Here is a 25,506-nt window from a genome sequence, read left to right as displayed (position 1 = left end):
TGCTTATTTGATGTATAATAAATAAAATAATTATAATTGAGGTGCTATATGAAAATCGTCCACACTAGAGATACTATGAGTACTATCTATTTAGATGCGGTGAAAATTCGCCGTCACGTTTTTATGTTGGAGCAAGGCGTTCCTGGTGAGATTGAACTCGATAAATATGAAGCAGCTTGTATTCATTTTGTTTTATATGATGATGATAATGAAGCAATTGCAACTTGCCGTTTATTACCCCTTGAACAGAATCTTATAAAATTACAACGAATGGCTGTCAAAAAAGGCTACAGAGGAAAAGATTACGGGCGGTTGATCGTAAAAAATGCTGAGCAGTTCTCTAAAGAACAAGGATATAATACTATGACTTTAGGCGCTCAAATAACTGCGCTTGGTTTTTACGAACGTATGGGTTATATCAAAGAAGGGGACATGTTCCTAGATGCGAATATCGAGCATTATCAAATGACTAAATCTTTGTAATTATGAAAAATCTTGGGATTGATACATCCTTCAGGTATATTTTCAATTCATCGATAAAGGGTAAACTCAATATTTTTCTAACTGAAATTAATACCTATATAGGAAATAACTTAGATTTTTGTATACCTTTTAAATATAAGAAAATCCAGATGCCAATCAAATTGACTGGTATCTGGATTTTCTTTTAGAACGTATACCCCACGTCAATTGAGTAACTAGACTATCTCATTTTAGCGGCGTTTGTTCCGTAAATATAACCCACTAGCCAACATCAGCACTACAATTCCAAAAAGTATTGACCCTATCGTCGTGACTTCTCCTAATGAAGGTATTATTGTGCCAATCTTCTTCGTCGGTTTAGTTGGTATTTCTTTCTCTGGCGAATCTGGGGTAGGAGGATCTGATTGATACGTATTAGTCAAAAGGATTCCATGCTTGGTCGCATCATTCATTGTCGCAGTATACCCTTCAGGAATATCCACTTCTTTGATTGTGTAGTCAATTTCTTTTCCTGCTACTTTTTCATCTAATTCCGTCCAAGAATACTGCCAGTTATTTGCGGAAGAAAGTGTTACAATTTCTCCGTGTTTTTCTCCATTCGCATATAGCTGAACGCTAATTTTTTCTGGTCTTTTTTTCGCTTGATCATCAGCATCGTCCCAAGCTTTATTTACTGTTACACTTGTTTTCCCAGGAGTATAACGGTTTATTAAATCGATGCCGACAATTTCAGTTGAATACTCAGGCACTTGATTTTCCATTACCGTATAAATAATTTCTTTTCCATTATTATACTTAGGTAAGTTCGTAAACGTGTATTGCCAATTGTTTGCCGCGGTTACGTCTTGCTCATTTACTGGCACCCCATTTGCCAATAAGAGAACTGTAATGGACTCTGGACGTTTACCGTCTTGGTTGTCCTTATCTTCCCATGTTTTTGTACCTGTCAGCTCAATTGTTTCGGGTACGTGAGAGTTTGTAATGATGACATTGCCAAGATCTTCACTGTTGATTGTTATTCCATATTCTTCATCTATTGAAGTTTCTTTTACAGAATAAATAATATCTTGTCCATTGGCTTTTTCATCTAATTCTGTCCATGTGTGATGCCATAAATTTTTGTCGCTCAAGCTAACAGGCTCTCCCTGTTTCTTCTCATTGGCATACAATTGAACCATAATATTTTCTGGTCGTTTGCCATCTTGATTGTCAGCATCATTCCACGCTTTCGTCACAGTTACACTAGTTTGGCCCGGTGTATAATGATTGATCAAATTGGTTCCGTCGATTTCTACAGAATATTCTGGTACATGATTCTCTGTCACAGTATACTGTATTTCTTTCCCCTCTTTATATTTAGGGAGGTCTGAAAAAGCATATTCCCAATTGTCCGCTTCTGTCACCACTTTTTCGGCTACCTTTTCTCCATCAGCCAGTAAATTTACCGTTACTTCCTTAGGACGAATGCCATCTTGATTATTTTTATCCTCCCAGGTCTTTGTTCCGGTGATCACTATTTTTTCTGGTACGTGCGTATTTTTTATGATGATATTTCCTATGTCGCTTGTATCCACCGCCATATCATAGCCATCAATCACATCTAATTCTTTCACAGAATAAATGATTTCTTTTCCATTTGCTTTTTCATCTAGCTCTGCCCAAGTATGTTGCCATTGATTTGCAGTATTCAATTGAACAGGAGCTCCGAGTGCTTTTCCATCAGCATAAAGTTGAACCATGATACCATTCGGCCGTTTGCCATCTTGGTTATTTGCATCATCCCATGCTTTTGTTACTGTTACACTAGTTTGTCCTGGAGTATAACTATTTTTTATCGAAGTCCCATTGATCTCTGTAGAATAATCTGGCACATGATCTTCTGTCACCGTATAGTGAATCAATTGTCCCTCTTTATATTTTGGTAAGTTTGTAAATTCATAGTTCCATTTATTATCTGCAGTTACTGTTTTTTGATCAATTTCTATGCCATCCGCTAATAGATTTACGATTATTTTTTCCGGTCGTTTGCCATCTTGATTATTTTTGTCATCCCACGTTTTTGTGCCTGAAACCTTTGTCGTCTCAGGTGTATGTGTATTCGTTATAACGATTGTACCCTCTTTATCTACCTTTGTAGTTGTTTGGTATCCTGAAACATTAGATATTTCTTTAACCGTATAAGAAACTAATTGTCCATTAGCTTTTTCATCCAAGTCAACCCATTCATACTTCCACTGATTAGAGTCATTTAATATAACAGGATCACCAACAGCTATATTATTACCATACAATTGAACAGTGATACTTTGTGGTCTTTTACCATCCTGATTATTTTGGTCGTCCCAGACTTTGTTTACCGAAATAGCTGTTTTTGTCATTTCTGGTTCGTTTTTAAATGTTCCAACATTTTTGTAAGTAATGGATTGGTTTGGTTCCATTAAATCCTTTGATTCAATGGTAAAATATAAGTTATCTTTTGATTGTTCATATCCTGATGGAGCCTGTATTTCACTAAAATAATAATCACCAGTTGTTAAATTGTCTACTTTGACTTTACCATCTGTACCAGAAGTAATGTTACTTTTTACCTTAGTATAATTCCCAGTGATATTTTTTTTATACAAATCAAAAACTGCTGAGCCTAATCCCTGATTAGTGGTCCCATCGACTTTTTGAAATTCAACTCCTGCTGTTTTCCCGGTAATGGTCCCCTCAGCCACGTTGTACATTTGAGACTCAGATAATTTCCAAACTTTTTCAGAATTATCATTATATACAATGGTAATAGTCGCATCATTTGTAAATTCTGTGTCTTCCAATACTTCATTCAATGGTGTCGTATAATATTCTAATTTATATTGTTTAAATTCAGAATTGTTGTCTTGTGCAAGTTTTTCATATTTTTGAACAGTTGGTAAAATATCTGTTTTAAATCCAGAATAATATGTATTCAGTGGATCACGCATCAATCCCATTTTTTCTTGACTTACACCACCATATTCCCACGGTAGTGAGGTGAAAAATCCTCCTTCAAAAGCATACGAACCAGCCCACCCTGGTGAAATGTCTCCGAAAGAAACCATTTTTTGATCGTAGGGTGTATCTTCAATATAAATATGTTTAATTTCATCAAAAGAGCTTGCTTTGCCTAATAGCGTATTTCTCCCCAAACCAATATTCCAATTGAACACTGTACTTGTCTCATTCGGACTTTCTGGCAAATTCGCTAAAATAGCATCCCCTTCTTTTTTATTCCAGTTTGTATCTCCCGCTCCTACACCAGAGCCCCCACCAGGAGTTCCTTCATCAGGTTTAGGTACATGGACCACTATTTCTTTATCCGGTAAAACAATTGTATTATCTCCATCTGTTTGGATGTATTTCTCATTTAATACATAACTCAAATTAAATGTTCCAGAAACTTCTGAATGCGTTTCAACATAATTCGTAGTAAACTGCATCTTGATATAATATCCAGCATCTTCGTTCCCTAAAATAGTGACGCGAGCCACTTCATTTCCATCCTTATACAAATTAAATTTAAAATTTTGTACAATTTTAAATTCTTTTGGAATAGAAAATTCTAAAATATCTCCATTTTTATACGTATTATCCGGAATACGCCACTCATAATCTAAGTTATAAATTTCATTTATTTCCATAGTACCATTGTTTCCGATAATGGTACTTGAACTATCGGTGATTTGCGTATTTATCACATACTTGTCTCCATTGTATTCACTCTTAGCAAAAATTGCTGATGTATTAAAGAAATAACACGTAACGGATAATAAGATTGATAGTAAGCTTATTGTAGAAAGTACATATTTTTTTTTACTCATTTTGTGAATCCTCCTCTTTCCTACTAAAGTTTTTCGCTAGAATAATTGTAGAAAAAGTTAATTTACTCATTTAATTTTTTATAACAACAGTCTAAAATGATACTTGACAACAATTGTTATTAAAATTCTCAACACTTTATACCAACCAAACTTAATGTTTTTTTAAATTAACTAAATATATTTATAATATTAATATGATATATTCCTTTAATTTTTTTCATTCCAAAGATTACAAAATGGAACCGTATTTTATAAAAGATTTGTCTGTTAGGTTAAGAAGAAATTATAAGACTTATTTAATTGAAAATAGATATTTTGCGAACAAATTAAGAAAACGACTGAGAATGACCTTATAACATATCTCTTCAAGTTGATTTTTCAGAACTAAGTATCCTTTTTAAAACAGTTTATCAAATGATCACTACAGCTTATTAAACTGATTTCCCATCCTGAATTTTTAATTGATTTCAAAAAAAAACCTGCTAAATTCATTTTTACTTGAATTTACCAAGAAGTGCTCTTTAATTGAAACATTAGGTTGCATATACACAGATAAAATCGTCTTTATTATCATTTTTTTGAAAAAAAGGATATCTTGATAGTGAAAAGTAAAAGAACACTATTCTGGAAAAATCTGAATAAGCTCATTTAGAACGATCGCACAACTTTTTTCGAACTGATAGCTAACGTTTTAAAGAAAAAAAACGTGGTTCATCATATAATTTTAACTAAAAAAACATGCTTGTTTATTTTTGTAATTCCTTTTATTTTAACTAGGGATTCTATTTATGTACAAGAAAAAACCAGATGATAATCAATTTGACTAACATCTGGTTTTATTTAGGACTTACGTCCCAAGCTCTTTTTTGACTTCACATCTTACAATGGCTATTTTTTTGTTAACTCTTGGTAACGTTGATACCAGATATCTACATAAGCTTCAGAGAATGGACCTTTTCCATTATTAATCCAATCGACTAACGTCTTAACATTTTCTTTTAGAATAAAATCGATATCTTCTGGATAATCCATAATTTTACTGTGAAATTCGTATTCGTCCACATCCAATAACCGTTTTTCACCATCAGGAAAAACTTTGATATCCAGATCATAATCAATGTACTTCAATGCTTCATCATCTAAAAGATACGGTGACGCCAGATTGCAGTAATAAGAAACCCCCTTTTCTCTAATCATCGCTATTATGTTGAACCAGTATTTTTTATGGAAATAAACTATAGCTGGTTCACGAGTAACCCAACGACGCCCGTCAGACTCTGTTACCAATGTATGATCGTTGACACCGATTAAAGAATACTCGCTCGTTTTTAATACCATAGTATCTCGCCATGTTCGATGCAAATGCCCATCGTGTTTGTAACTTTGGATCGTTACAAATTCACCTTCTTTTGGAATTGCCATAGTCCCCCAACTTTCCCTAGTACGAAAAATCGCTTCTAAAAGCTACTAATTTCTCGTTTGGGTGTTCATTACACCGATATCAACATAATTATATCATAATTTTCAACTTTGCATACTAAGTAGTTTGGTTTCTTACAGTAATGAGAAATATCTTTTAAAATAAACCCTTCGATTTTAGTTTTTGGAGGCTGACATTGGAATAGATTTTAAGAAGGTCTAGCTCTAAACAGAGCTAGACCTTTACCATGTTTAGCTACTATGCGGGCTACTCTTATTTCAATCCACTAGCTCTAAACAGAGCTAGACTGGACCAAGACTAAGATTTATATGGTCGGCGACGAGATTTCAATCCACTAGCTCTAAAAAGAGCTAGACGTATCTATGATGTCATTACCTTCATTTGAACAAATCATTTCAATCCACTAGCTCTAAACAGAGCTAGACCGAACCTATGAACTTCATAAATAGGCACCGTAAAAATTTCAATCCACTAGCTCTAAACAGAGCTAGACAACTTTAAGTAATTGTAAATTTTTTTCTCTTTCAATTTCAATCCACTAGCTCTAAACAGAGCTAGACATCATCAACACCTACGACTTCGTAGGTAATTAAAATTTCAATCCACTAGCTCTAAAAAGAGCTAGACTTTACCTAGAAATGATAGTATAGCCTACCATATTAATTTCAATCCACTAGCTCTAAACAGAGCTAGACTTTGACGAATTAGCAAGCAGAGTAACTGCCCTGATTTCAATCCACTAGCTCTAAACAGAGCTAGACTGATTCATAATCCGACGCTCGGGGAAGTAAGCGGAATTTCAATCCACTAGCTCTAAACAGAGCTAGACATGAAGAACGTAAAAATGGTATTGTCCGTTTTGATATTTCAATCCACTAGCTCTAAACAGAGCTAGACCCGACATCAGTACCCCAACGCTTAACTCTTTCACTTATTTCAATCCACTAGCTCTAAACAGAGCTAGACCTGGGGGCGCTGGACATTCCAACGAGGCTATGACCCATTTCAATCCACTAGCTCTAAACAGAGCTAGACATCACCAGATTTAACTTTTGTGTCAAATGGTTGTGCATTTCAATCCACTAGCTCTAAACAGAGCTAGACTTTATGTTTTCGATATCAACATCGATGATTACTTCATTTCAATCCACTAGCTCTAAACAGAGCTAGACCTATATATTCGCTGGTATAGATAGTGCAACTAAAGGATTTCAATCCACTAGCTCTAAACAGAGCTAGACTCGAGTACGTCCTCTTTTCGTATTCAGTATAACAATTTCAATCCACTAGCTCTAAACAGAGCTAGACCGTGAAAATAGTTGAAATACATGACATATTTCCACTATTCCATCACTAAACACAGTATAACATTAAATTAAAATGAGAAAAAGTCTATTTCCTAGCTAAAACCAGTAAAATTTTGGTGAGGATCCCCTAGAGATTTTATGTCCACTTGGGGTTCGCACCAAAAATTATTCTGTAGTTCCAAATTCTTCTTTATATAGTTCTACCATTTTTTGTTGTGGTTTTGGAAAAACATAATTAGAAAATTCGTCTTTTGTTGCCCAAGCTTGATTTTCATCAGTAATAGTTTCTCCTATTTTTCGTCCATAGAAAACTAAAATATGCCATTTTAAATGGCTGAAAATATGTGTTACTTCTCCTAATATTCGTTTTTGCCAAACTACATGAGTGTATTGGTCAAAAATTTCTGGATTTTCTTCCGCAACTAACAGTGATTCCTCAAAATCAAGTGATAATTGCTTTTCTTCTTTCACACCAGTTTTTTTCAGAAATTCAAAACGTTCTTTGCTGACTTCTTCTATCGGAAATAGCCACATATTTGCTAACAGCCCTTTGGTATTACGTTGCTGTAATAAAAATTCCTGCTGTTTATTTTCAATGATGCCACCGATATAGTAAATATCTTTAGGTTTTAACTTTTTAGTTTTGACTGGATAATTCGTCATTGTATTGTTCTTATAACTTAAACAATATGATTGAATCGGACACTCTTCACATTTTGGAGATGTTGGTGTACAAATCGAAGAACCAAGATCCATCATCGCTTGATTAAAGTCTCCAGGACGATGTTGATCGATGATTTTGTACATTGCTGCTTCAAAAACCTTACGACTACTAGGCTTGGCAATGTCATCACTGATTTCAAACAAACGACTGACCACTCGCATTACATTACCGTCGATTGCAGGTTCTGGGATTTGAAAGGCAATACTGCCAATTGCACCTGCAGTGTATGGCCCTATTCCTTTTAGCTGACGGATTTCATCAATCGTCTCGGGCATCTGACCGTCAAAGTCTGTCATGATCTGCTGAGCGGCTACTTTTAGGTTTCTGGCTCTGGAATAATACCCTAACCCTTCCCATGCTTTCAATAAACGATCATCTGGTGCTTCGGCTAAATCTTTGATTGTGGGAAACCACTCCATAAAACGATAATAATACTCGATCACTGTATCCACACGAGTTTGTTGCAGCATAATTTCGGAAATCCAAATACGATATGGATCTAAATTGACTCGCCAAGGTAAATTTCGTTTTTCTTTTTCATACCAAGCAATAAATTCCTCCTGGAATGAATAAAGTTCTTCATCACTCCATGTTTCCCAATTTTTTTCATTCTTCATTCTCTAATTCCTTTTCATCAAAATATTGCTGAATTAAATCTGAGTCAAAACGTTTTTGGAAAAGCCCTTGTTTGACTTTCATTAGGCGTTTATAGGAATCTAATTTACGGTGTTTCTCCCATAATTTATCGCCTTCTTTTCTGATTACATCTAATTCTTGATCTTCATCCTTTTCGAATGAGAGTTCTTCCAAAGCCAAATCGATCACTTCTCGATTAAATCCCTTCTGCATCAAATGCATTTGAACTTTTTGCAAGGCATCTTTGAAACTCTTTGTCCGATAACGTCTCATTGCCTTTTCAGCTGTTGCTTTTGCTACTTCTACTTGTTCATCCATAGTATAAAAAGTTAACCCATGTTGAATGTCTTCGTCATTCAAGCCTTTTCTTTTTAGTTGTTGTTCAATCATTTTGGGTCCTTTATCACTCGTGCGCATCAGCGTACGGACGTAACTTTCACTAAATATTTTATCATCTAGAAGGTTCATTTCTTCTAATCGAATGACGATTTTTTTTCGATCTTCTGGCAAAATTTCTTTGTCTTTCAAATAATCTAAAATTTCTTTTTTTGAGCGCAACTGATAACTTAAATAATTTAAGGACAGTTGTAAGCCTACATCATAAGATCCTGCTTTTTTTATTTTCTCGAGCATTTCTTCAGACAATTCTTGTCCTTTTAACAACCGTTGTCGGACTAACGTATCCTCAGATACACGTAATTTTTCTCCTGAAGATAGCCAGATAAGATAAAATTGACCTTTGTCTTTTGTAATTTTTGTGATTGTTTCCATCTTTCTCCGCCTTTCTAGTGAGAACATATATTCTACTATAACATATATTTGACAGAAGCTAAACTAGGTAAAATGTGCTAAAATAATAATTATCGCTATATTTGATTAAGAGATCTACGGATCAAAAGGATGGAACTATGACCACACAACTATTAAAAGAAGGACAAACGATTCCTTTAAAAATAAAACGTTTAGGTATCAACGGTGAAGGCATTGGCTACTACAAAAAAACAATTGTTTTCGTTCCAGGTGCATTACCGAAAGAAGATGTTTCTGTCGAAGTTACAAAAATAGCTCCTCGTTTTGTTGAAGGACAATTAAAAAAAATCGTAAAACCAGCACCTGAACGTGTCGTACCGCCTTGTCCTGTTTATGAAGCCTGCGGTGGCTGCCAATTGCAACATTTAGCTTATCCAGCACAATTACTTTTTAAAAAAGATTTATTAAAACAGTCCCTAAATAAGTTTAGACCCAGAAACTATGAGAATTATCAGCTATCCAAAACAATCGGTATGAAAAATCCTTGGAATTATCGTAATAAAGCGCAATTTCAATTAAGGAAAATCGATGGAGAAATTGAAGCTGGCCTTTATCAAGCGGATTCTCATCGCTTAGTTCCTATCACCGATTGTCTCGTTCAACAACCAGCCACAACGAAGGTAATGAATGCTTTAGTAGAGTTACTGAACAAATATCAATTACCAATCTACAACGAACGTAAAAATAGTGGTATCTTCCGAACTTTAATGGTTCGTGTCGGGGTCAAAACAAATGAAGTCCAAGTTGTTTTTATTACGCAATCCGTAAAATTTCCACAGAAAAAAGCCTTGATTGAAGAAATCACGCAACATCTTCCAGAGGTTGTTTCCATTATGCAAAATGTGCAAAATAAACGGACTTCGATTGTTATGGGTGATGAAACGATCCATGTCTGGGGGAAAGAAAGTATTGAGGAACAAATCAATGAAGTAACATTTGATCTATCACCTCGAGCTTTCTTTCAACTAAATCCGGAACAAACGGAAGTTTTATATAGTGAAGCCTTGAAAGCACTCGACTTACAGGCGAATGAAACCGTTGTGGATGCTTATTGCGGTGTCGGAACTATTGGTTTAAGTATTGCTAAACAAGCGAAAGAAGTTCGAGGAATGGATATTATTCCTGCCGCGATCGAAGATGCTAAAATGAATGCTAAACGTCTAGGGGTTACAAATACCCATTACGAAGTAGGTACTGCTGAAGAATTACTTCCCAAATGGCTTCAGAGTGGTTTTAAACCCGATGCAATCATCGTTGACCCACCTAGAACCGGTTTGGATCAAAAACTGCTGAGAGCCATTTTAAAGCAACCTCCTAAAAAGATGGTCTATATTTCTTGTAATGTGTCAACGCTCGCAAAAGATTTAGTTGATCTGGCTAAAGTCTTTGATGTGAAGTATCTACAATCTGTAGATATGTTTCCACAAACGGCGCGATGTGAAGTTGTCGTGAAATTGACTAAAAGATAGGCAAATAGAGAAGAGGTTGGGGCAGAAGTGTTTAACTCCGAGAAATAAGAAGGAATTTACGAAAATTGTTCTTCAAATTTTTGTGACCAAGTAGGTACTGTGCAACATCAACTTGTTCCTTGTTGTGTTTTACAGCAATTTCGGCTTATTTCCGAAGGAGTTGCTTCTGCGCCCACCGTTTATTCGGTTACTAAGAGCCTGAAACATAACCTTTTTAGTTATGTACCAGGCTCTTCTTTCATTTAAATGGATAAAATACTGATAAAAATAGTGATTATTTATCCTTTTCCTTCAAGGCTTCCACCTTTACTCTTTGCATAAAATCATCTACCACTTGCTGATTCTTTTTAGTGCTATTAAATTTCATAAACAATTTCCCTAAAAATTAATCCCTTTATTTTGTCCACTATAAATCAACTTCGTTTCATTCTCTGAAATCTTGATCAACGTAATTGCCGATTCTACTGCAATCATTTTTACTAAAGTAAAACCAGTTTTATTGTGCTTTTTAGATGGCGTGTCTTCATGTTCTAAGTCCGTTACGATATACGTTTCGGTACGTTTGCCTTCACGTTACACTTGTCGATAGGTGCTTCCAATAATTTCTTCCTTTTTTTCTAAAATCGTTGTTTCTACTATTGTGGCATAATCAAATGCATCTGATCTAAATCAAATAAATGCCAAATTTTTTCAATATTAGAAGGAATAAGTAACTCCTCATACCATGTAATCATTCTTTCATTCTATACTTTTCGATTGCTGATGAACTTTCTAATCTTAGCAAAAAATACATGCTGATACAATTAGATAAGGAAAAATACTTATTTTATGTCAGAAATATTGGATTGGCCATATCATTTTTTGATTTAATTCTTTTACATAAAATAGTATGTGAAGTCAAAAATTTTAGACCATAAGAAAAACCACTATAAATTTCTCTATAGTAGTTTTTCTTATGGTCTACATTTAATTTTTACCTACAAAGAACGATACAACTGCAACTAAAATCACAGCACCAATAACTGAAGGAAATAGTGCCATACCGGCAACTTGAGGTCCCCAACTTCCTAGAAGTGATTGACCGATCGATGAGCCTACAAGACCTGCAATAATATTAAAGATCCAGCCCATTGATTTTCCTTTGCTAGTGATTGCTCCAGCAATTGCTCCGATAACGCCACCTACGATTAAAACCCATAACCAATGCATAATATGACCTCCTTAAAATAAATAGAATAAATGTAATAATTATTACTTAATAATGCTAACAGATTATTTAATTTCATGCGAAAGAAATGCATTTTAAATTGGGTTTATATCATCTTTTTATCACTTTCATCTCATATCATTCGTTATTTGAATCGTATCAAAAAATTCAATTTGGGTAAACAAAAAAGCTAAAATCCAAATGGATTCTAGCTTGAAATCTAATCTTGAAAAGATTATTTTACTGTGATTGAAGCGCCAACTTCTTCTAAAGCAGCTTTTAAAGCTTCTGCTTCATCTTTAGAAACGCCTTCTTTGATTGGTGCAGGAGCGCCATCAACTACTGCTTTAGCTTCTTTCAAGCCAAGACCAGTTGCTTCACGAACTGCTTTGATAACTTTAACTTTTTGATCGCCTGCAGAAGTTAATTCTACAGTGAATTCAGTTTGTTCTTCGCCAGCTGCTGCTGGTCCTGCTGCTGCTGCTACAGGAGCTGCTGCAGATACGTCAAATTTTTCTTCAATAGCTTTTACTAAGTCGTTTAATTCTAAAATAGTTGCGCCTTCTAATTCTGCAACAATGTTTTCAATGTTCAATGCCATTATGGTTTCCTCCGTTTTAATAATTCATTATTTTTTATTTAGTGTGTCACTAGGCTGCAATTATGCAACTTCTTCTTCTTTTTCTGCCACTGCTTTGACAGCGTAAGCCACTTGTCTGACTGGCGCTTGTAATACAGATAATAGCATAGAAAGTAGTCCATCGCGACTTGGAAGTTTTGCTAAAGATGTCATTTCTTCTACTGAAGATACTTTACCTTCAATAACGCCACCTTTGATTTCCAATGCTTTGGCAGTACTTGCAAATTCGTCGATGATTTTAGCAGGTGCTACTACATCGTCGTTACTGAAAGCGACTGCTGTAGGTCCTGTAAATACTTCGTCCAAACCTTCTAGTCCAGCTTTTTTAGCTGCACGTGAAAGGATAGAATTTTTGATAACTTTCATTTCGACATTTGCATCACGCAATTGTTTACGTAAGTTCGTCACTTCTTCTACAGTCAAACCACGGTAATCAACGATGACTACAGAAGCTGCTTCTTGAAACTTAGCTGTTGCTTCTTCGACTAGGGTTTCTTTTTTAGCGATTGCTGCTTCACTCATTTATTTTCACCTCCTGATAATTGATGGTGGAGTTTGGTTTACCATATGTTAGTTAAAAGCTTCTAAAGAAACTTCGCTCACTTTGTTCGCCAAGTATTGTTTTACATCGTCTTTTTTTCAAAAGTCGTGTAAAACAACAAAACTCCATGCCACCGTTGACATAGAGGGACGTAATTGTATGTATCAACAATTGTCCTCGGTAGGAAATTAAGACTTGCGTCACCTACTGTCTTCGGTACAGTTAATTATTAACCTCAACTACCTTACCATGGGAAAGGTAGTTGAGTCAATAATTTTTTTACTTATTTTCTATTAGTATGAGCAATTTGAGCTACTTTTCTAATTAAAATGAAGCTTGGTCAACATGGATTCCAGGTCCAAATGTAGTTGTTACTGAAATGTTTTTGATATATTGACCTTTTGCAGCTGATGGTTTAGCTTTCAACAATACATCGTTGATTGTATTGAAGTTTTCTAATAATTTTTCATTATCAAATGAAACTTTACCAATTGGTACATGGATGTTTCCAGCTTTATCAACACGGTATGTTACTTTACCAGCTTTTACTTCGTTAACAGCTTTTGTTACGTCCATTGTTACAGTACCAGTTTTAGGGTTAGGCATAAGGCCTTTAGGACCTAAGACACGACCTAATTTACCAACTTCAGCCATCATGTCTGGAGTTGCTACAACTACGTCAAATCCAAACCATCCACCTTGGATTTTTTGAACCATATCAGCGTCACCTACGTAATCAGCACCAGCTGCTTCAGCTTCTTTGGCTTTATCGCCTTTAGCGAAAACTAAAACGCTTTGTGTTTTACCAGTTCCGTTTGGTAGTACTACTGCACCACGGATTTGTTGGTCTGCTTTTTTAGGATCTACATTTAAACGATAAGCAACTTCAACAGTTGCGTCGAATTTTGCAATATTTGTTTCTTTAGCCAAAGCGATTGCTTCTGCTACTGGGTAAACTTTTGTTGCTTCAACTTTTTTTAATGCATCTTGCATTTTTTTGCTTTTTTTAGCCATTTTGTTTCCTCCTTGATTGTGGTTATAACGGTCGAACCTCCCACGTAATTCATATCTTTGAATATGAAATAAACTGAGAAGCTACTTCTTTGGGTTCTATTAGAATAAAAATTATCCTACAGTGATTCCCATGCTTCTTGCAGTTCCTTCAACCATGCGCATAGCCGCTTCAACGTCTGCTGCGTTTAGGTCTGCCATTTTAAGTTCAGCGATTTCTTTCACTTGATCTTTCGTAACATTCGCTACTTTAGTTTTGTTTGGCTCACCAGAACCTTTTTCGATTTTTGCAGCTTTTTTCAATAATACTGCAGCTGGTGGTGTTTTTGTAATAAATGTAAATGAACGATCTTCATATACAGAGATTACAACTGGAATGATCAAACCAGCTTGATCAGCTGTACGAGCGTTGAATTCTTTAGTGAATCCCATAATGTTGATACCCGCTTGACCTAATGCTGGACCTACTGGTGGAGCTGGTGTTGCTTTACCTGCAGGAATTTGCAATTTAACTAATTTTTCTACTTTTTTTGCCACGAGACATACCTCCTTGGGTCCGTGATGTGGTTAATTGGAGATGAAGATTTCTCCTCCCACGTCATTCTTTGACAAATCAAAGAAATTCTGCATGCAAAAAATGCACACTTAAATAGTATACTCTGCTTCTTATTAAATTTCAATACCTTTTCATTCTTTTTCCTCATAGATTTTCGTTTAGAAATGAGAGAAAGATAAATTTTTCTCGCATTTTTATTGCTGTTCTAGTTTATTCTTTGTAATTATGATAGACTTTCGTTAGAAAAATCCTGATTCACATTTAAATTAAAGGATAGGTGAACAGACAATGGAAAATCTACGTTATAAAAGTGTTTTTGATATCATCGGCCCCGTTATGATTGGTCCAAGTAGTTCTCATACTGCTGGTGCTGCCCGTATCGGTAAAATCGTCCGAAGTATTTTCGGTGAACAGCCAGATACTGTTGATATATATTTATATGAGTCTTTTGCGAAAACGTATCGCGGGCATGGGACTGATATTGCTTTAGTTGGTGGCTTATTGGATATGGAACCAGATGATGAACGTCTTGCTGATTCTTTAAAAATTGCGCATGAACAAGATATGGAAGTTTTATTTGTCCCACTAAAAGAAAAAGCTGAGCACCCAAATCTAGTTAAATTACTTGTTTCTAAAGGTGATCGAAAGCTTTCTGTTACTGGAATCTCAATAGGTGGAGGTAACATTCAAATCTCTGAATTGAATGGGTTCAAAATTTCTTTAACAATGGGGACTCCTACATTTATTATTGTCCATCAAGATGTGCCGGGAATGATTGCTAAAGTTACCAATCTACTCTCTGATACAGATATCAATATTGGCACGATGACTGTAACACGAGAATCCAAAGGTGAAAAAGCCATTATGATCATTGAAATCGACCATGCTGATATTGGTGATATTACAATGAAATTAGTTCAAATCCCTCACATTTACAGTGTAAATTATTTTGATTAACTTAAATTAAAGGAGCAAACTCGTTATGTTTCTATCTATAGAAGAATTAGTACAACAAGCAACAGATTTTCCATCCGTTGCTGAATTGATGATTGCAACAGAGATTGAAAATCACGGACATAGCCGCGAACGAATCATTGAAACGATGGAGCGTAATCTTGCTGTCATGAAGCAATCGATCCAAGAAGGTGTCGACGGTGTGACTTCGGTAACAGGCCTTACTGGTGGTGATGCAACTCGACTTGATGATTATATTCAAACAGGAAACTTTTTAAGCGGAGAAACAATTTTAACAGCGGTTCGAAATGCCGTTGCAGTCAATGAAGTCAATGCAAATATGGGGTTGATCTGTGCAACACCGACTGCTGGAAGCGCCGGTGTCGTCCCGGGTGTTTTGATGGCGGCAATAGAAAAATTACACCTTACACATGAACAACAATTAGACTTTCTTTTTACTGCCGGAGCTTTTGGACTCGTGATCGCAAATAATTCATCGATCAGCGGTGCCGAAGGCGGTTGTCAGGCGGAGGTTGGTTCTGCTAGTGCTATGGCAAGTGCCGCTTTAGTGTGTGCCGCTGGCGGTTCAGCTGATCAAGCCGCACAAGCAATTGCAATTACTTTAAAAAATATGATGGGCTTGATTTGTGATCCTGTGGCCGGTTTGGTCGAGGTCCCTTGCGTAAAACGGAATGCTTTAGGCTCTTCACAAGCCTTTATTTCAGCTGATATGGCTTTAGCAGGCATCCGTAGTGTGATACCACCAGATGAAGTCGTAGCTGCGATGTACCAGGTTGGTCGTCAAATGCCCCAAATTTTTAAAGAAACAGCAGAAGGTGGCTTAGCTGTGACTCCCACTGCGCAACGATTAACAAAAGAACTATTCGACAATCAATCGGCAGCACCCACTAAATAATCAAAAAAAGTTTGTAGCAATGATCAAAAGAAATGATGGTTGCTACAAACTTTTTTATTTAAAATAGATCAATATCCTCCAAGGTCGGCATCCCTGTTTGCGCCCCTAGTTTAGTCACAGAAAGTGTAGCACCTTTTCCAGCAAGCTGAATGGCCTCTGAAACCGTCATTTCTTTTGCTAAGCATGCTGCTAAAATCCCATTAAATGTATCTCCGGCACCTGTCGTATCAACAACTGTTACTTCTTTAGCTGGAATCGTAATAACTTCATTCTCCGTTGTGTAAGAGATCCCATCTCTCCCACGAGTTACAATCAGTTGCGTCTTATGGGTTCTTGACCAGTTCAACATTTCCTTTTCAAATTGTCCCTCATCCGTAATTGAGTACCCTAGTAAGCCTTCAAATTCTGTTTCATTTGGTGTGATGATATCTACAACTGGTAGCATATCGATAACTTTTTCATCATAAGGAGCGGGGTTTAAAATCGTTACTGCCCCCTTCGCTTTCGCTAAGGACAACCCTTTTTGTACTGTTTCGATTGGAATTTCCAATTGTGTCAATAGTATATCATCAGACTTAACGTTTTCAGTCAAGTTCGTCTCAATATCTTGCAACAACATATTTGCCCCTGGCAATACAACAATCGCATTGTCTTCCTTTAGTTTAAAAATCGAGGCAACTCCTGTAAAAATATTTTTTTCGGATGTCACTCCACTGACATCAATTTTTTCTTGTTCCAAATGTTTATAAACCTTGGAACCAAATGTATCATCACCGATTTTCCCAATCAATGACACCTTTGCTCCTACACGAGCAGCTGCAACTGCTTGATTCGCTCCTTTTCCGCCGACATAATAGTCGATGCTTTGCCCCAAAAGAGTTTCTCCTACTTTGGGTAGTCGGTCTGTTTCCATAACCATATCCATATTGATACTTCCTAAAACTATTACTTTGTTCATCGCGGACTCTCCTTACTTATATTTTCTTCAAATACTCATAGAAAGAACCCAGATACTCTCTTTCAGCTTCAGTATACTCTGAAATTTTTTCAAAACCATGCTTCTTAAAAAAATAATGCATGTTACGATTAGAATGATTTGTACTTGAATAAATATGCTTTCCATTTTTTTCTTTTATTCTATTTATTATATCATTTAGTAAACTTGATGCATAACCTTTAGATAAATCATTTGGATTTGTTGCAATCCGTCTTAAACGATAAGCTTTTTGATCCAACTTATCTAAAGTAGCTACAGCAGTCAGCTTATGCCCCTCAACTAACTTATATAACGATCCATTATAAATATCCTGCTGAACGATGTCTTCATTAGGATAAAGCTTTGTCCATTGATGCACATCCATTTGTTTCATATATTTTTTTGCACATTCAAACAACTCATTGATTTCTCTACTATCTTTTATTTCGGCTAACATTATTTTCATTTCTGTTCATCTCCGAGAGGGTTCAGTTCACCAACTTAATAAGGAAGTAACAGAATCGATAATACAACAACACAAATAATTCCTATGATTGTCGGAACACTTGTCCGTTTCAAAATACGAACGGGGCTGACATCCACAGTCGATGCAACAATCATCACAACTGCCGCTACTGGAGAAATCGTTCTTGCTAAGTTTGCGATCATTTGCATTGGTAATGAAATTAAAATCCCATCAATTCCAGCCTTAGATGCTATATCTGGAATCAACTCGATCACAGCATAAAACATAGCCAATCCGCCACCACTTAAAATACCAAATAAAGTAGTTGCACCGCTAAAAATCAATGTGGTGACTAATCCAGCTGATGCAGATGATTCAACAGAGGCCATCAAACTATCAATAATCCCTAAAGACTGAACTGCTGTTGTGAATAAAGAACCACCGACAACGAGCATCACAACTTGACTAAAACCTTGTCCCATCCCTTTAAACATCTCAGCAGCAGAGTCTTGAATTTTTTTATACGATCTATGCCTAATTGTTTCAAATGCTACAGCAATGAAAAACGAAATGAATGTCAAAACAAAAATATCCATTTGAATCCCTTTCACAAACATGCTTGTAATCCCGACGACCAAAATTAAAATCAACGGTAACAAAGGTAAAAGAGCATAAATTTTCGGTGTATCTACTTCTTCTTTTTGAGCTAGTTCATCATTTTTGATTGCAATAAAAGCAGACTCACCTTCTTTTTTATCACAGTATTTTTGCCAGAAATAATGAGCTACAGCCATGATCAATAGAGTAGGTATCGAAATTTTAGCGTTCCATGCAACATAGGTCAATAAATCATAATCTAACGTTTGAGCTGCAATAACATTGTCTGCTCCAAGAGGTGTAGGCATGATTGTTGCTGTCATGGCAATTACACCCGCCGCAGTTAAAGAAGAAATTCCCATACTTGCTAACATTGGGTATAAAATCGCCATCAAAATAATCGCTAAGCTAGAAGCACTTGGTACAACTAAAGACATTAAGTTACCGACTAAGAAAACAAGTGGTACAAATAATGCTTTTGATTTTATTTTTTGTAACGGTTTAACCAAACTATTTACAGCAACTTGATTTGCGCCAATAACATTCATATAGCCAGAGTAACCAAACAAAATCATGATCACAATTCCTGCCGAACTAACTTGGGCAATGATCGTATCTTTAAATTTCAAGAAAATATCAAAAAATGCTAAGCCAGTTCCTTCACCTGCTGGGTATAATGGGTGCCCTAATAACACCGCAAACAGTAACAAAATCAATGCACCGCTGATCAAACTTAAGGCCGGATGATAATTTTTAATAATCAAATAAGCAACAAGAGCTAAAACAATTAATACTAATAATGACTCGATCATAGTATGACCCCTTTTTTAATTTATTTTTTCTAAATTCGTTACGACCCAATTCTGAAAAGCGGGGATATCGATAGCTAAACACGCTGTTGCATTTGTTGTATCATGGTATTTCATTTTCAAATCTGCTACGGTGGTACCTGCTGCTGGACCTTCTAAAGCGATTTCAATAAATGTTTCTTGAACTGTAAATAAATCTGGATCTGTTAAATAAGCAATAGCGCAAACATCGTGCATTTTCAACCCAGTCTGCAAACTACCACCGCGATAATGCTGGAATAATGAGTAGAACATGTTGCCAACTTTTCCAAATTCTTTGATTTTTTCTGTTTCATTTCTTGTCAGTACTGCAGTACTGGTTACGTCTAAGCCAACCATTACGATCGGAACGCCTGCTTGGAAAACAATTTGAGCTGCGTGTGGATCAACATACGTATTAAATTCTGCGCTTGTATTCGTGTTTCCTCTTGATAATGAACCGCCCATCATAACGATTTCTCTAATATTCTGCTTTACTTCTGGATACATATTAAAAAGTAAGGCAATATTCGTTAATGCAGCGATTGGAACTAGAGTAATGGGCTCCTTACTTCCAAGGATACACTCTTTCATTGCTTCAACAGCATGTACAGCAAGAGCTTTTGTTGTAGCTTGCGGGAAATCGTATCCGTCCATCCCACTTTCTCCATGAATTTCTGCTGAATCTTCAAGTTGGATCAATAAAGGTTTGTCACAGCCTTTTGCAACAGGTACTTGTTTATCAAAAAAGGACACTAGCTTCAAGGTATTCTCTGTCGTTTTGTTTGCGTTTACATTTCCTGCAACAGTTGTTAGCAACTTAACGTCTAATTCTGAATGATTAAGGGCAATCGATAAAGCTACTGCGTCGTCAATTCCTGGGTCTGTGTCGATGATGATCGGTCTTTTTTCTCTTATCATAAATCCTTCCTCCTTCTTAGGTTAAGCGCATTACCTAATTAGTATAAAAAAATACTTTTTCAGAAATAAAAAAGTATTTTTAGATTAACCGCTTAATCTATCTGTTCATTATGATAGCGCTTTATTTAAATTTCGTCAATACTTATTTTAAATTTTTGACACTTTCCCCTTTAAATAACGTTGGTTTCAAAATGATTGTTTCTGTTTTTACTTTTCGACTAGTTAGTATATTCTTCAGTAATCCAACAGCTTGTTCTGTTAATGCCAAACTATTTTGCTCTACTGTGGCTAATGAAATTCCAAGAATATCTGCTAACTCCAAACGGTCATACCCAATGATTGAAAGATCATCTGGGATCGTTTTCCCGTTGCTCAATGCCTGTTTCAATACACCAAAAGCAACCATATCATTGGAGGTGAGAACAGCTGTTACATCCGTTAACGCAAAAAGTTCCTTTGCTTTTTCCATACCGCAATTAAAACGATACCCCGTTTCAATGATGTATTCTTCTTTTACTTTTACACCATAACTTTCCAATGCTTGTTTATAGCCATTAAGTCGATCCAGTGTACTCGGGACTTTAAAATCTCCCGTCATGAAGGCAATATTCCGATGACCATTTTTTAGAAGATATTCTGCAGAAAGTTTTCCACCAGCTTCGCTATCAAAATAGACTTGATTGACCCCAGTGAATGAAACGTGCCTATCAACTAAAACAAACGGTGCATCGATTTCTTTTAAAAACTGTTCTTGTTCTGCTTTAAATGAAAAAGACGCATTCGACAAAGCAATGATCAAGCCATCAACACCACGATTCAACAGCATTTGAATCAGATTTTTTTCAACAGTAAAATCATCATTAGAATTGACGATAATGGTTAAATAGCCCAATGTTCTAAACCCTTCTTCTAATTGTTTGCAAAGCTTCGAAAAAAAAGGATTCTCAATATCTGGAATAACAACACCAATGGTCTGTGACGCTTTTTTGGCAAGGCTTTGAGCTGCGATATTCGGAACGTAATTCAATTCTTTAGCAATTGCTTTAATTTCTTGTTTCTTTTTTTCAGAGATTCTAGAAGGTTTGTCATTTAAAACTAAAGAAACCGCAGCTTCCGATACGTTGGCCATTTTTGCAATGTCTTTCATTCTAATTTTCATGACTTTCTCCTTTACCAGTAAGCTTGTTTTCGTGGTTTATTTCCATAAAAAATCTATAATACATTTATCGACTTCTGTATTTTCGTGCAGTTGGCTATGTTGCGCTGATTTTCCATAAAAAATTTTTTCTTGTACGTCATTTCCGTGTGCTTTAAGTAATGAAACCACACTTAATGCATCTGCTACAGGAACAGTTCCATCGCTTAGGCTGCCGTCTTCGATATCCCCTGCAATAATCATGACTTTCATATCTTTCGATACTTTCTTGATTCCGCTTAGATAGTCAGTATAGCGTTCACTCTGAACTTTAGGACCATTATTAAGAACATCTTCGATCGACTCTCCTTTAGATAAGTCTACAAAGTTATTAAATGGTGCTGCGATACCGACAAATTTATTGATTTTTGGAAGACTTGCATCATCACCATATTTCGTTAGATAACGCAAAGAGCTTGCTCCACCCATTGAATGTCCAACCAAATTAACATCTGTTATGCCATACTTATCGTGGATATACGCCAAACAATTTTTGATCCACTCTGCTTGATTCCACTCATTGTTTTTATTATCTTCAAACAAAATTTGGACACTAGGATTATTTTCTGTGCCAGTCAAGTTCCCTTGCGCCTGGACCTTACCAGTAGGACTAACAATCAAGACTAGCTCTTTTTTTGTAAGAGCATGCCTATCCATCCTTTTAATCATGCGACCAAAAGAATTTTCACCACCACTGTATCCGTGAATAAATAGTGTAGGGATAGCTGTCTTTTTCATTGTTTCACTTGTCGTTGAATTCTTTACAGCTTGTTGGTTTCCATTTTCGGAGACTTTTTTATTCGTACATCCAGCAAAAAATAAGAAGAAAAAGAGTATTGTTAATAAGTAATAGTTCGTTTTTTTCATTTTATCACCTTTTCAATCGTCACTATAGTAAGAAGAGAGTAGGGCAAAACAATCGTTCGTTTTGCTCCACTCTCTTAATGCCAAAGCAGGTCTGCTTCAGCTTTTTATTTTTTTAGATTGAGTCTACTTGTTCAAAGTCTAACTCTGTACTTGTTTCACGACCAAACATATCGATGTTCACTTTTAATTTTTGACGTTCTTCATCAACTTCTGTTACTTCACCTTCAAGACCAGAAAACGCCCCTTCAATAATACGGACTGTGTCACCTAAAGCAACATCCAAATCAGATTGACGTGTGCTCATGCCGATTGATCGCAAGATGTGATTGATTTCTTCTTGCAATAACGGCGCTGGCTTACTTCCGGCACCATGTGAGCCGACAAACCCAGTAACACCTGGTGTATTACGTACTACATACCAAGAATCATCTGTCATCGTCATTTCCACTAGTACATAACCAGGGAACGTTTTATGAACGATCTCCTTAGACTTGCCATTTTTTACTTCTGTTTCTGTTTCTTCTGGAACGACTACACGAAAAATGAAATCTCCCATGCCCATGCTTTGTGCACGTGATTCAATATTCGCTTTTACTTTGTTTTCGTAACCTGAGTATGTATGTAATACATACCAATTTTTTTCAAATGATTCCATTTCTGATTCGGCTCCTTTAGGGTTTATTGGTTGATGGAACAATACATTAAGAATCACAAGTACTGCCTTGCACTCATTTTCTTTTTCTCATGTGAAAATAAAAAAACCTCAGTCCCCCGAAGTTTTTTCTCATGTGCTATTATAGCACTGTTTGCAATGAAATACTAGTTTGAATTACTTAAGAATCCAACCAAAAGCTGTTTGGATCACTGTATCCATTACGAAGAATAATGCCGCAAAAATAATGGATGTTTCGATAACAACCAATGTGTCTTTGCGTAATTGTTTTTTAGATGGCCAAGAAACTTGTTTCATCTCATCTTTAACACTACGTAAAAATTTCATTTAAGCTCCTCCAATATCTATTTCGTCTCTTTATGTAACGTGTATTTTTGACAGTATTTACAGAATTTTTTGATTTCTAACCGTTCTCCACGTTTTCCTTCACTGACGGCTTTAGAATAGTTTCTGGAGCCACAATCTGAACAAGCAAGTGCTGATTTTTTTGTTGCCATTGTTCAACCTCCTCTATTCACAAATTTACTCAATAACATTATCATTCTTTCACCAGAATGTCAATGGATACTCAATAAACTATTGTTTTCTTTCAAATTATGTTATCATTACGTTGTCAGACGAATTTAACCTACGGGGGGTCAAAATATGTTATTAAAATCCGTTGTTATCAAAAAGAAAAATCTTACAACTGTCAATGAATCCTGCACTTTGGAAGAAGCGTTGACGATCCTTGAAGACTCAGGGTATCGTTGTGTTCCGATTTTAGATGAATCGGAAAAGATTTTTAGAGGAAATATCTATAAAATGCACATCTACCGCCATAAAGCAAACGGTGGAGACATGAGTTTGCCAGTAACTTATTTATTAAAAAACGCGACTAAATTTATTTTTGTAAACACATCATTCTTTAAAGTCTTTTTTACGATCAAAGAATTACCATATATTGCTGTACTGGATGAGAATAATTATTTTTATGGGATTTTAACCCATAGCACGTTATTGAATATCTTGGCTCAATCCTGGAATATTCAGCGTGGTAGTTATGTATTGACAATTGCGACAACAGGTAAGCAAGGCGATTTGGCTGCGATGACGAAAATCATTGCGAAACACAGCAGTATTGCCAGCTGTATTACGCTTGATATCGGTGAAGATGAATTTATCCGTCGTACCTTGATTACATTGCCAGCAGAAACAACTGAAGAGACTTGTGCCGTGATTGTTGAGAATTTAGAGCGTAAGAATCTTAAAGTCGTTGAAATTGAAGATTTACAAGCAAATGCTGAATAAAATAGTAAAAAAAAGGAGAGCCTGGGACATAACTAAAAAGGTTATGTTTCAGGCTCTTAATAACCGATTAAACGGTGGGCGCAGAAGCAACTCCTTCGGAAATAAGCCGAAATTCACAAAAATTTGAAGAGCAATTTTCGTAAATTCCTTCTTATTTCTCGGAGTTAAACACTTCTGACCCAACCTCTTTTTTTATCTTCACTGTCGAAAGTTCATTTATACATAATACTTTCTATAATACAATTTACTATCGTGAGAAAGGTTGGTACCGTATGAAACAAACTGTATATGTTGCAAGTGCATTTAGTAAAGATCATAAAGGCGGTAATACAGCCGGAGTCGTATTTATAGAGTATCCATTGACTATTGCTCAAAAAATGGCAATAGCTAAACAACTTGGCTATGCGGAAACTGCATTTATCTCAGAATCTAACATTGCTGATTATAAACTTGAATATTTTACACCAAAAGAAGCGGTCGATTTATGTGGTCATGCTACAATTGCCTCCTTTACGATACTGATGCACTTAAATAAACTCTTCAGAAATCGTTATACGATTGAAACGAATAGCGGTGTTCTTACGATTACCATAAAAGATGACACTGTATTCATGGAGCAAAACAAACCTAGATTCTATGATGTTCTATCCCCAACAGCGTTCATCAATTGTTTTGACATTAAAGATATTGACACCAACTATCCAATTCAAATTGTCTCAACAGGCCTAAAAGATATTTTAATTCCTATAAAAACTGAAACACAATTACATGCTCTGAAACCTAATTTTGATAAAATTAAAGAAATCAGCAAGCATTATAAGGTTGTTGGAATGCATCTATATACGGTTAATGATGATCGAATAATCTGTAGAAATTTTGCTCCACTATATGACATTAATGAAGAAGCAGCCACTGGAACTTCAAACGGTGCGTTAGCTTGCTACCTTTATGAACAGCACTCACTGCAAAAAGATGTCTATGTATTTGAGCAAGGTTACTCTCTAGACTCGTCTTCTGAAATATTAGTTAAATTATCCACCAATAGCGAGAAGGATATAGAAAAAGTGTTTGTTGGTGGCAAAGGGTATTATTGTGAAACAAAGTGTTTAACTGTAGAAGATCATGAGTAAAAGTAGACTATAAAAAAAGGGGGGGGA

General features: G+C 35.8%; 24 protein-coding genes, 1 pseudogene, 1 CRISPR repeat array and 1 other annotated feature. Of the genes and pseudogenes, 7 read left to right on the top strand and 18 right to left on the bottom strand.

Features of this window, described 5'->3' with window-relative positions:
• The first annotated feature begins 48 nt into the window (after positions 1-48).
• Entirely contained in the window at positions 49-483 is a 435-nt protein-coding gene (locus tag IGJ34_RS03970; RefSeq protein ID WP_430598175.1) for a GNAT family N-acetyltransferase, read from the top strand.
• 230 nt (positions 484-713) lie between these two features.
• Here the strand turns inward: IGJ34_RS03970 and IGJ34_RS03965 are convergent, their stop codons facing one another.
• From IGJ34_RS03965 to recX, 4 genes are all read right to left on the bottom strand, one after another.
• Positions 714-4,325, bottom strand: a complete 3,612-nt coding sequence (locus tag IGJ34_RS03965) for a Cna B-type domain-containing protein (protein ID WP_430598174.1) — start codon at positions 4,323-4,325, stop codon at positions 714-716.
• A gap of 888 nt (positions 4,326-5,213) precedes the next feature.
• A complete protein-coding gene (gene bph, locus IGJ34_RS03960; RefSeq protein ID WP_069654335.1) occupies positions 5,214-5,747 on the bottom strand; it encodes a biofilm phosphatase Bph in 534 nt (177 codons plus the stop codon).
• A gap of 273 nt (positions 5,748-6,020) precedes the next feature.
• Positions 6,021-7,074: a CRISPR direct-repeat array (repeat unit 33 nt; unit sequence ATTTCAATCCACTAGCTCTAAACAGAGCTAGAC).
• Between the two features lie 164 nt (positions 7,075-7,238).
• Positions 7,239-8,414 carry an A/G-specific adenine glycosylase gene (mutY, locus tag IGJ34_RS03955; RefSeq protein WP_430598172.1) on the bottom strand — a complete coding sequence of 392 codons (1,176 nt, stop codon included), beginning with the start codon at positions 8,412-8,414 and terminating at the stop codon, positions 7,239-7,241.
• Positions 8,404-9,204 carry a recombination regulator RecX gene (gene recX, locus IGJ34_RS03950; protein ID WP_430598171.1) on the bottom strand — a complete coding sequence of 267 codons (801 nt, stop codon included), beginning with the start codon at positions 9,202-9,204 and terminating at the stop codon, positions 8,404-8,406. Before recX ends, mutY begins: the two co-directional genes overlap by 11 nt.
• 137 nt (positions 9,205-9,341) lie before the next feature.
• Between recX and rlmD the strand changes: the two genes are divergently transcribed.
• Both rlmD and IGJ34_RS03940 read left to right on the top strand, forming a co-directional pair.
• Complete coding sequence (rlmD, locus tag IGJ34_RS03945) at positions 9,342-10,712, top strand: 23S rRNA (uracil(1939)-C(5))-methyltransferase RlmD (RefSeq protein ID WP_430598170.1); 1,371 nt, start codon at positions 9,342-9,344, stop codon at positions 10,710-10,712.
• 4 nt (positions 10,713-10,716) lie between these two features.
• Positions 10,717-10,914: pseudogene (locus tag IGJ34_RS03940) on the top strand (hypothetical protein).
• A gap of 764 nt (positions 10,915-11,678) precedes the next feature.
• On the opposite strand, the gene IGJ34_RS03935 reads toward IGJ34_RS03940, so the two are convergent.
• The 5 genes from IGJ34_RS03935 to rplK form a co-directional block, all read right to left on the bottom strand.
• Positions 11,679-11,921 carry a GlsB/YeaQ/YmgE family stress response membrane protein gene (locus IGJ34_RS03935; protein ID WP_430598169.1) on the bottom strand — a complete coding sequence of 81 codons (243 nt, stop codon included), beginning with the start codon at positions 11,919-11,921 and terminating at the stop codon, positions 11,679-11,681.
• Between the two features lie 233 nt (positions 11,922-12,154).
• Positions 12,155-12,520, bottom strand: coding sequence for a 50S ribosomal protein L7/L12 (gene rplL / locus IGJ34_RS03930; RefSeq protein ID WP_010760579.1), 366 nt, complete (start codon positions 12,518-12,520; stop codon positions 12,155-12,157).
• 60 nt (positions 12,521-12,580) lie between these two features.
• Positions 12,581-13,081, bottom strand: a complete 501-nt coding sequence (gene rplJ / locus IGJ34_RS03925) for a 50S ribosomal protein L10 (protein WP_069654331.1) — start codon at positions 13,079-13,081, stop codon at positions 12,581-12,583.
• 126 nt (positions 13,082-13,207) lie between these two features.
• Positions 13,208-13,335: a sequence feature (ribosomal protein L10 leader region), on the bottom strand.
• A gap of 89 nt (positions 13,336-13,424) precedes the next feature.
• Positions 13,425-14,114, bottom strand: coding sequence for a 50S ribosomal protein L1 (rplA, locus tag IGJ34_RS03920; RefSeq protein WP_069654330.1), 690 nt, complete (start codon positions 14,112-14,114; stop codon positions 13,425-13,427).
• A 111-nt stretch (positions 14,115-14,225) separates the two neighbouring features.
• On the bottom strand, positions 14,226-14,648 hold the full coding sequence (rplK, locus tag IGJ34_RS03915; RefSeq protein WP_010765779.1) for a 50S ribosomal protein L11: 423 nt from the start codon (positions 14,646-14,648) through the stop codon (positions 14,226-14,228).
• Positions 14,649-14,955: 307 nt separating this feature from the next.
• Between rplK and sdaAB the strand changes: the two genes are divergently transcribed.
• Together sdaAB and sdaAA are read left to right on the top strand one after the other, a co-directional pair.
• Positions 14,956-15,624: an L-serine ammonia-lyase, iron-sulfur-dependent subunit beta gene (gene sdaAB / locus IGJ34_RS03910; protein WP_069654329.1), complete on the top strand. Its 669-nt coding sequence runs from the start codon at positions 14,956-14,958 to the stop codon at positions 15,622-15,624.
• Between the two features lie 25 nt (positions 15,625-15,649).
• On the top strand, positions 15,650-16,537 hold the full coding sequence (gene sdaAA, locus IGJ34_RS03905; protein ID WP_069654328.1) for an L-serine ammonia-lyase, iron-sulfur-dependent, subunit alpha: 888 nt from the start codon (positions 15,650-15,652) through the stop codon (positions 16,535-16,537).
• A gap of 58 nt (positions 16,538-16,595) precedes the next feature.
• Here the strand turns inward: sdaAA and rbsK are convergent, their stop codons facing one another.
• From rbsK to rpmG, 9 genes are all read right to left on the bottom strand, one after another.
• On the bottom strand, positions 16,596-17,495 hold the full coding sequence (gene rbsK, locus IGJ34_RS03900) for a ribokinase (protein ID WP_430598168.1): 900 nt from the start codon (positions 17,493-17,495) through the stop codon (positions 16,596-16,598).
• A gap of 16 nt (positions 17,496-17,511) precedes the next feature.
• Positions 17,512-17,979, bottom strand: coding sequence for a GNAT family N-acetyltransferase (locus IGJ34_RS03895; RefSeq protein ID WP_069654327.1), 468 nt, complete (start codon positions 17,977-17,979; stop codon positions 17,512-17,514).
• 35 nt (positions 17,980-18,014) lie between these two features.
• Positions 18,015-19,388 (bottom strand): C4-dicarboxylate transporter DcuC, encoded by a 1,374-nt coding sequence (gene dcuC, locus IGJ34_RS03890; protein WP_069654326.1) that lies wholly within the window; start codon positions 19,386-19,388, stop codon positions 18,015-18,017.
• Between the two features lie 15 nt (positions 19,389-19,403).
• Entirely contained in the window at positions 19,404-20,324 is a 921-nt protein-coding gene (gene rihC / locus IGJ34_RS03885; RefSeq protein WP_430598167.1) for a ribonucleoside hydrolase RihC, read from the bottom strand.
• A gap of 142 nt (positions 20,325-20,466) precedes the next feature.
• Positions 20,467-21,483, bottom strand: a complete 1,017-nt coding sequence (locus IGJ34_RS03880; protein WP_430598166.1) for a LacI family DNA-binding transcriptional regulator — start codon at positions 21,481-21,483, stop codon at positions 20,467-20,469.
• 36 nt (positions 21,484-21,519) lie between these two features.
• Entirely contained in the window at positions 21,520-22,386 is an 867-nt protein-coding gene (locus tag IGJ34_RS03875) for an alpha/beta fold hydrolase (protein ID WP_430598165.1), read from the bottom strand.
• Positions 22,387-22,498: 112 nt separating this feature from the next.
• On the bottom strand, positions 22,499-23,041 hold the full coding sequence (gene nusG / locus IGJ34_RS03870; RefSeq protein ID WP_010773265.1) for a transcription termination/antitermination protein NusG: 543 nt from the start codon (positions 23,039-23,041) through the stop codon (positions 22,499-22,501).
• A gap of 174 nt (positions 23,042-23,215) precedes the next feature.
• Entirely contained in the window at positions 23,216-23,386 is a 171-nt protein-coding gene (gene secE / locus IGJ34_RS03865; protein ID WP_025872850.1) for a preprotein translocase subunit SecE, read from the bottom strand.
• A gap of 17 nt (positions 23,387-23,403) precedes the next feature.
• The gene (gene rpmG, locus IGJ34_RS03860; RefSeq protein ID WP_010760564.1) at positions 23,404-23,556 is read right to left on the bottom strand and encodes a 50S ribosomal protein L33; all 153 of its coding nucleotides are present in this window, start codon (positions 23,554-23,556) and stop codon (positions 23,404-23,406) included.
• A gap of 148 nt (positions 23,557-23,704) precedes the next feature.
• Here rpmG and cbpA point away from each other — a divergent pair, with 148 nt between their 5' ends.
• Positions 23,705-24,349 carry a cyclic di-AMP binding protein CbpA gene (gene cbpA, locus IGJ34_RS03855; protein WP_069654322.1) on the top strand — a complete coding sequence of 215 codons (645 nt, stop codon included), beginning with the start codon at positions 23,705-23,707 and terminating at the stop codon, positions 24,347-24,349.
• Between the two features lie 272 nt (positions 24,350-24,621).
• The gene (locus IGJ34_RS03850; RefSeq protein ID WP_430598164.1) at positions 24,622-25,479 is read left to right on the top strand and encodes a PhzF family phenazine biosynthesis protein; all 858 of its coding nucleotides are present in this window, start codon (positions 24,622-24,624) and stop codon (positions 25,477-25,479) included.
• The last annotated feature ends 27 nt before the right edge of the window (positions 25,480-25,506 follow it).

Origin of the sequence: Enterococcus sp. AZ177, assembly GCF_050544585.1 — a bacterium.
GTDB classification, from domain to species: domain Bacteria; phylum Bacillota; class Bacilli; order Lactobacillales; family Enterococcaceae; genus Enterococcus_L; species Enterococcus_L plantarum.
This window is presented reverse-complemented; position numbering and strand designations above follow the sequence as displayed.

Bases quoted from the DNA above. Each gene is read 5' to 3' on its own strand.
- IGJ34_RS03970 (WP_430598175.1), top strand. From the start codon at position 49: ATGAAAATCGTCCACACTAGAGATACTATGAGTACTATCTATTTAGAT.
- IGJ34_RS03965 (WP_430598174.1), bottom strand. From the start codon at position 4,325: ATGAGTAAAAAAAAATATGTACTTTCTACAATAAGCTTACTATCAATC.
- bph (WP_069654335.1), bottom strand. From the start codon at position 5,747: ATGGCAATTCCAAAAGAAGGTGAATTTGTAACGATCCAAAGTTACAAA.
- mutY (WP_430598172.1), bottom strand. From the start codon at position 8,414: ATGAAGAATGAAAAAAATTGGGAAACATGGAGTGATGAAGAACTTTAT.
- recX (WP_430598171.1), bottom strand. From the start codon at position 9,204: ATGGAAACAATCACAAAAATTACAAAAGACAAAGGTCAATTTTATCTT.
- rlmD (WP_430598170.1), top strand. From the start codon at position 9,342: ATGACCACACAACTATTAAAAGAAGGACAAACGATTCCTTTAAAAATA.
- IGJ34_RS03935 (WP_430598169.1), bottom strand. From the start codon at position 11,921: ATGCATTGGTTATGGGTTTTAATCGTAGGTGGCGTTATCGGAGCAATT.
- rplL (WP_010760579.1), bottom strand. From the start codon at position 12,520: ATGGCATTGAACATTGAAAACATTGTTGCAGAATTAGAAGGCGCAACT.
- rplJ (WP_069654331.1), bottom strand. From the start codon at position 13,081: ATGAGTGAAGCAGCAATCGCTAAAAAAGAAACCCTAGTCGAAGAAGCA.
- rplA (WP_069654330.1), bottom strand. From the start codon at position 14,114: ATGGCTAAAAAAAGCAAAAAAATGCAAGATGCATTAAAAAAAGTTGAA.
- sdaAB (WP_069654329.1), top strand. From the start codon at position 14,956: ATGGAAAATCTACGTTATAAAAGTGTTTTTGATATCATCGGCCCCGTT.
- sdaAA (WP_069654328.1), top strand. From the start codon at position 15,650: ATGTTTCTATCTATAGAAGAATTAGTACAACAAGCAACAGATTTTCCA.
- rbsK (WP_430598168.1), bottom strand. From the start codon at position 17,495: ATGAACAAAGTAATAGTTTTAGGAAGTATCAATATGGATATGGTTATG.
- IGJ34_RS03895 (WP_069654327.1), bottom strand. From the start codon at position 17,979: ATGAAAATAATGTTAGCCGAAATAAAAGATAGTAGAGAAATCAATGAG.
- dcuC (WP_069654326.1), bottom strand. From the start codon at position 19,388: ATGATCGAGTCATTATTAGTATTAATTGTTTTAGCTCTTGTTGCTTAT.
- rihC (WP_430598167.1), bottom strand. From the start codon at position 20,324: ATGATAAGAGAAAAAAGACCGATCATCATCGACACAGACCCAGGAATT.
- IGJ34_RS03880 (WP_430598166.1), bottom strand. From the start codon at position 21,483: ATGAAAATTAGAATGAAAGACATTGCAAAAATGGCCAACGTATCGGAA.
- IGJ34_RS03875 (WP_430598165.1), bottom strand. From the start codon at position 22,386: ATGAAAAAAACGAACTATTACTTATTAACAATACTCTTTTTCTTCTTA.
- nusG (WP_010773265.1), bottom strand. From the start codon at position 23,041: ATGGAATCATTTGAAAAAAATTGGTATGTATTACATACATACTCAGGT.
- secE (WP_025872850.1), bottom strand. From the start codon at position 23,386: ATGAAATTTTTACGTAGTGTTAAAGATGAGATGAAACAAGTTTCTTGG.
- rpmG (WP_010760564.1), bottom strand. From the start codon at position 23,556: ATGGCAACAAAAAAATCAGCACTTGCTTGTTCAGATTGTGGCTCCAGA.
- cbpA (WP_069654322.1), top strand. From the start codon at position 23,705: ATGTTATTAAAATCCGTTGTTATCAAAAAGAAAAATCTTACAACTGTC.
- IGJ34_RS03850 (WP_430598164.1), top strand. From the start codon at position 24,622: ATGAAACAAACTGTATATGTTGCAAGTGCATTTAGTAAAGATCATAAA.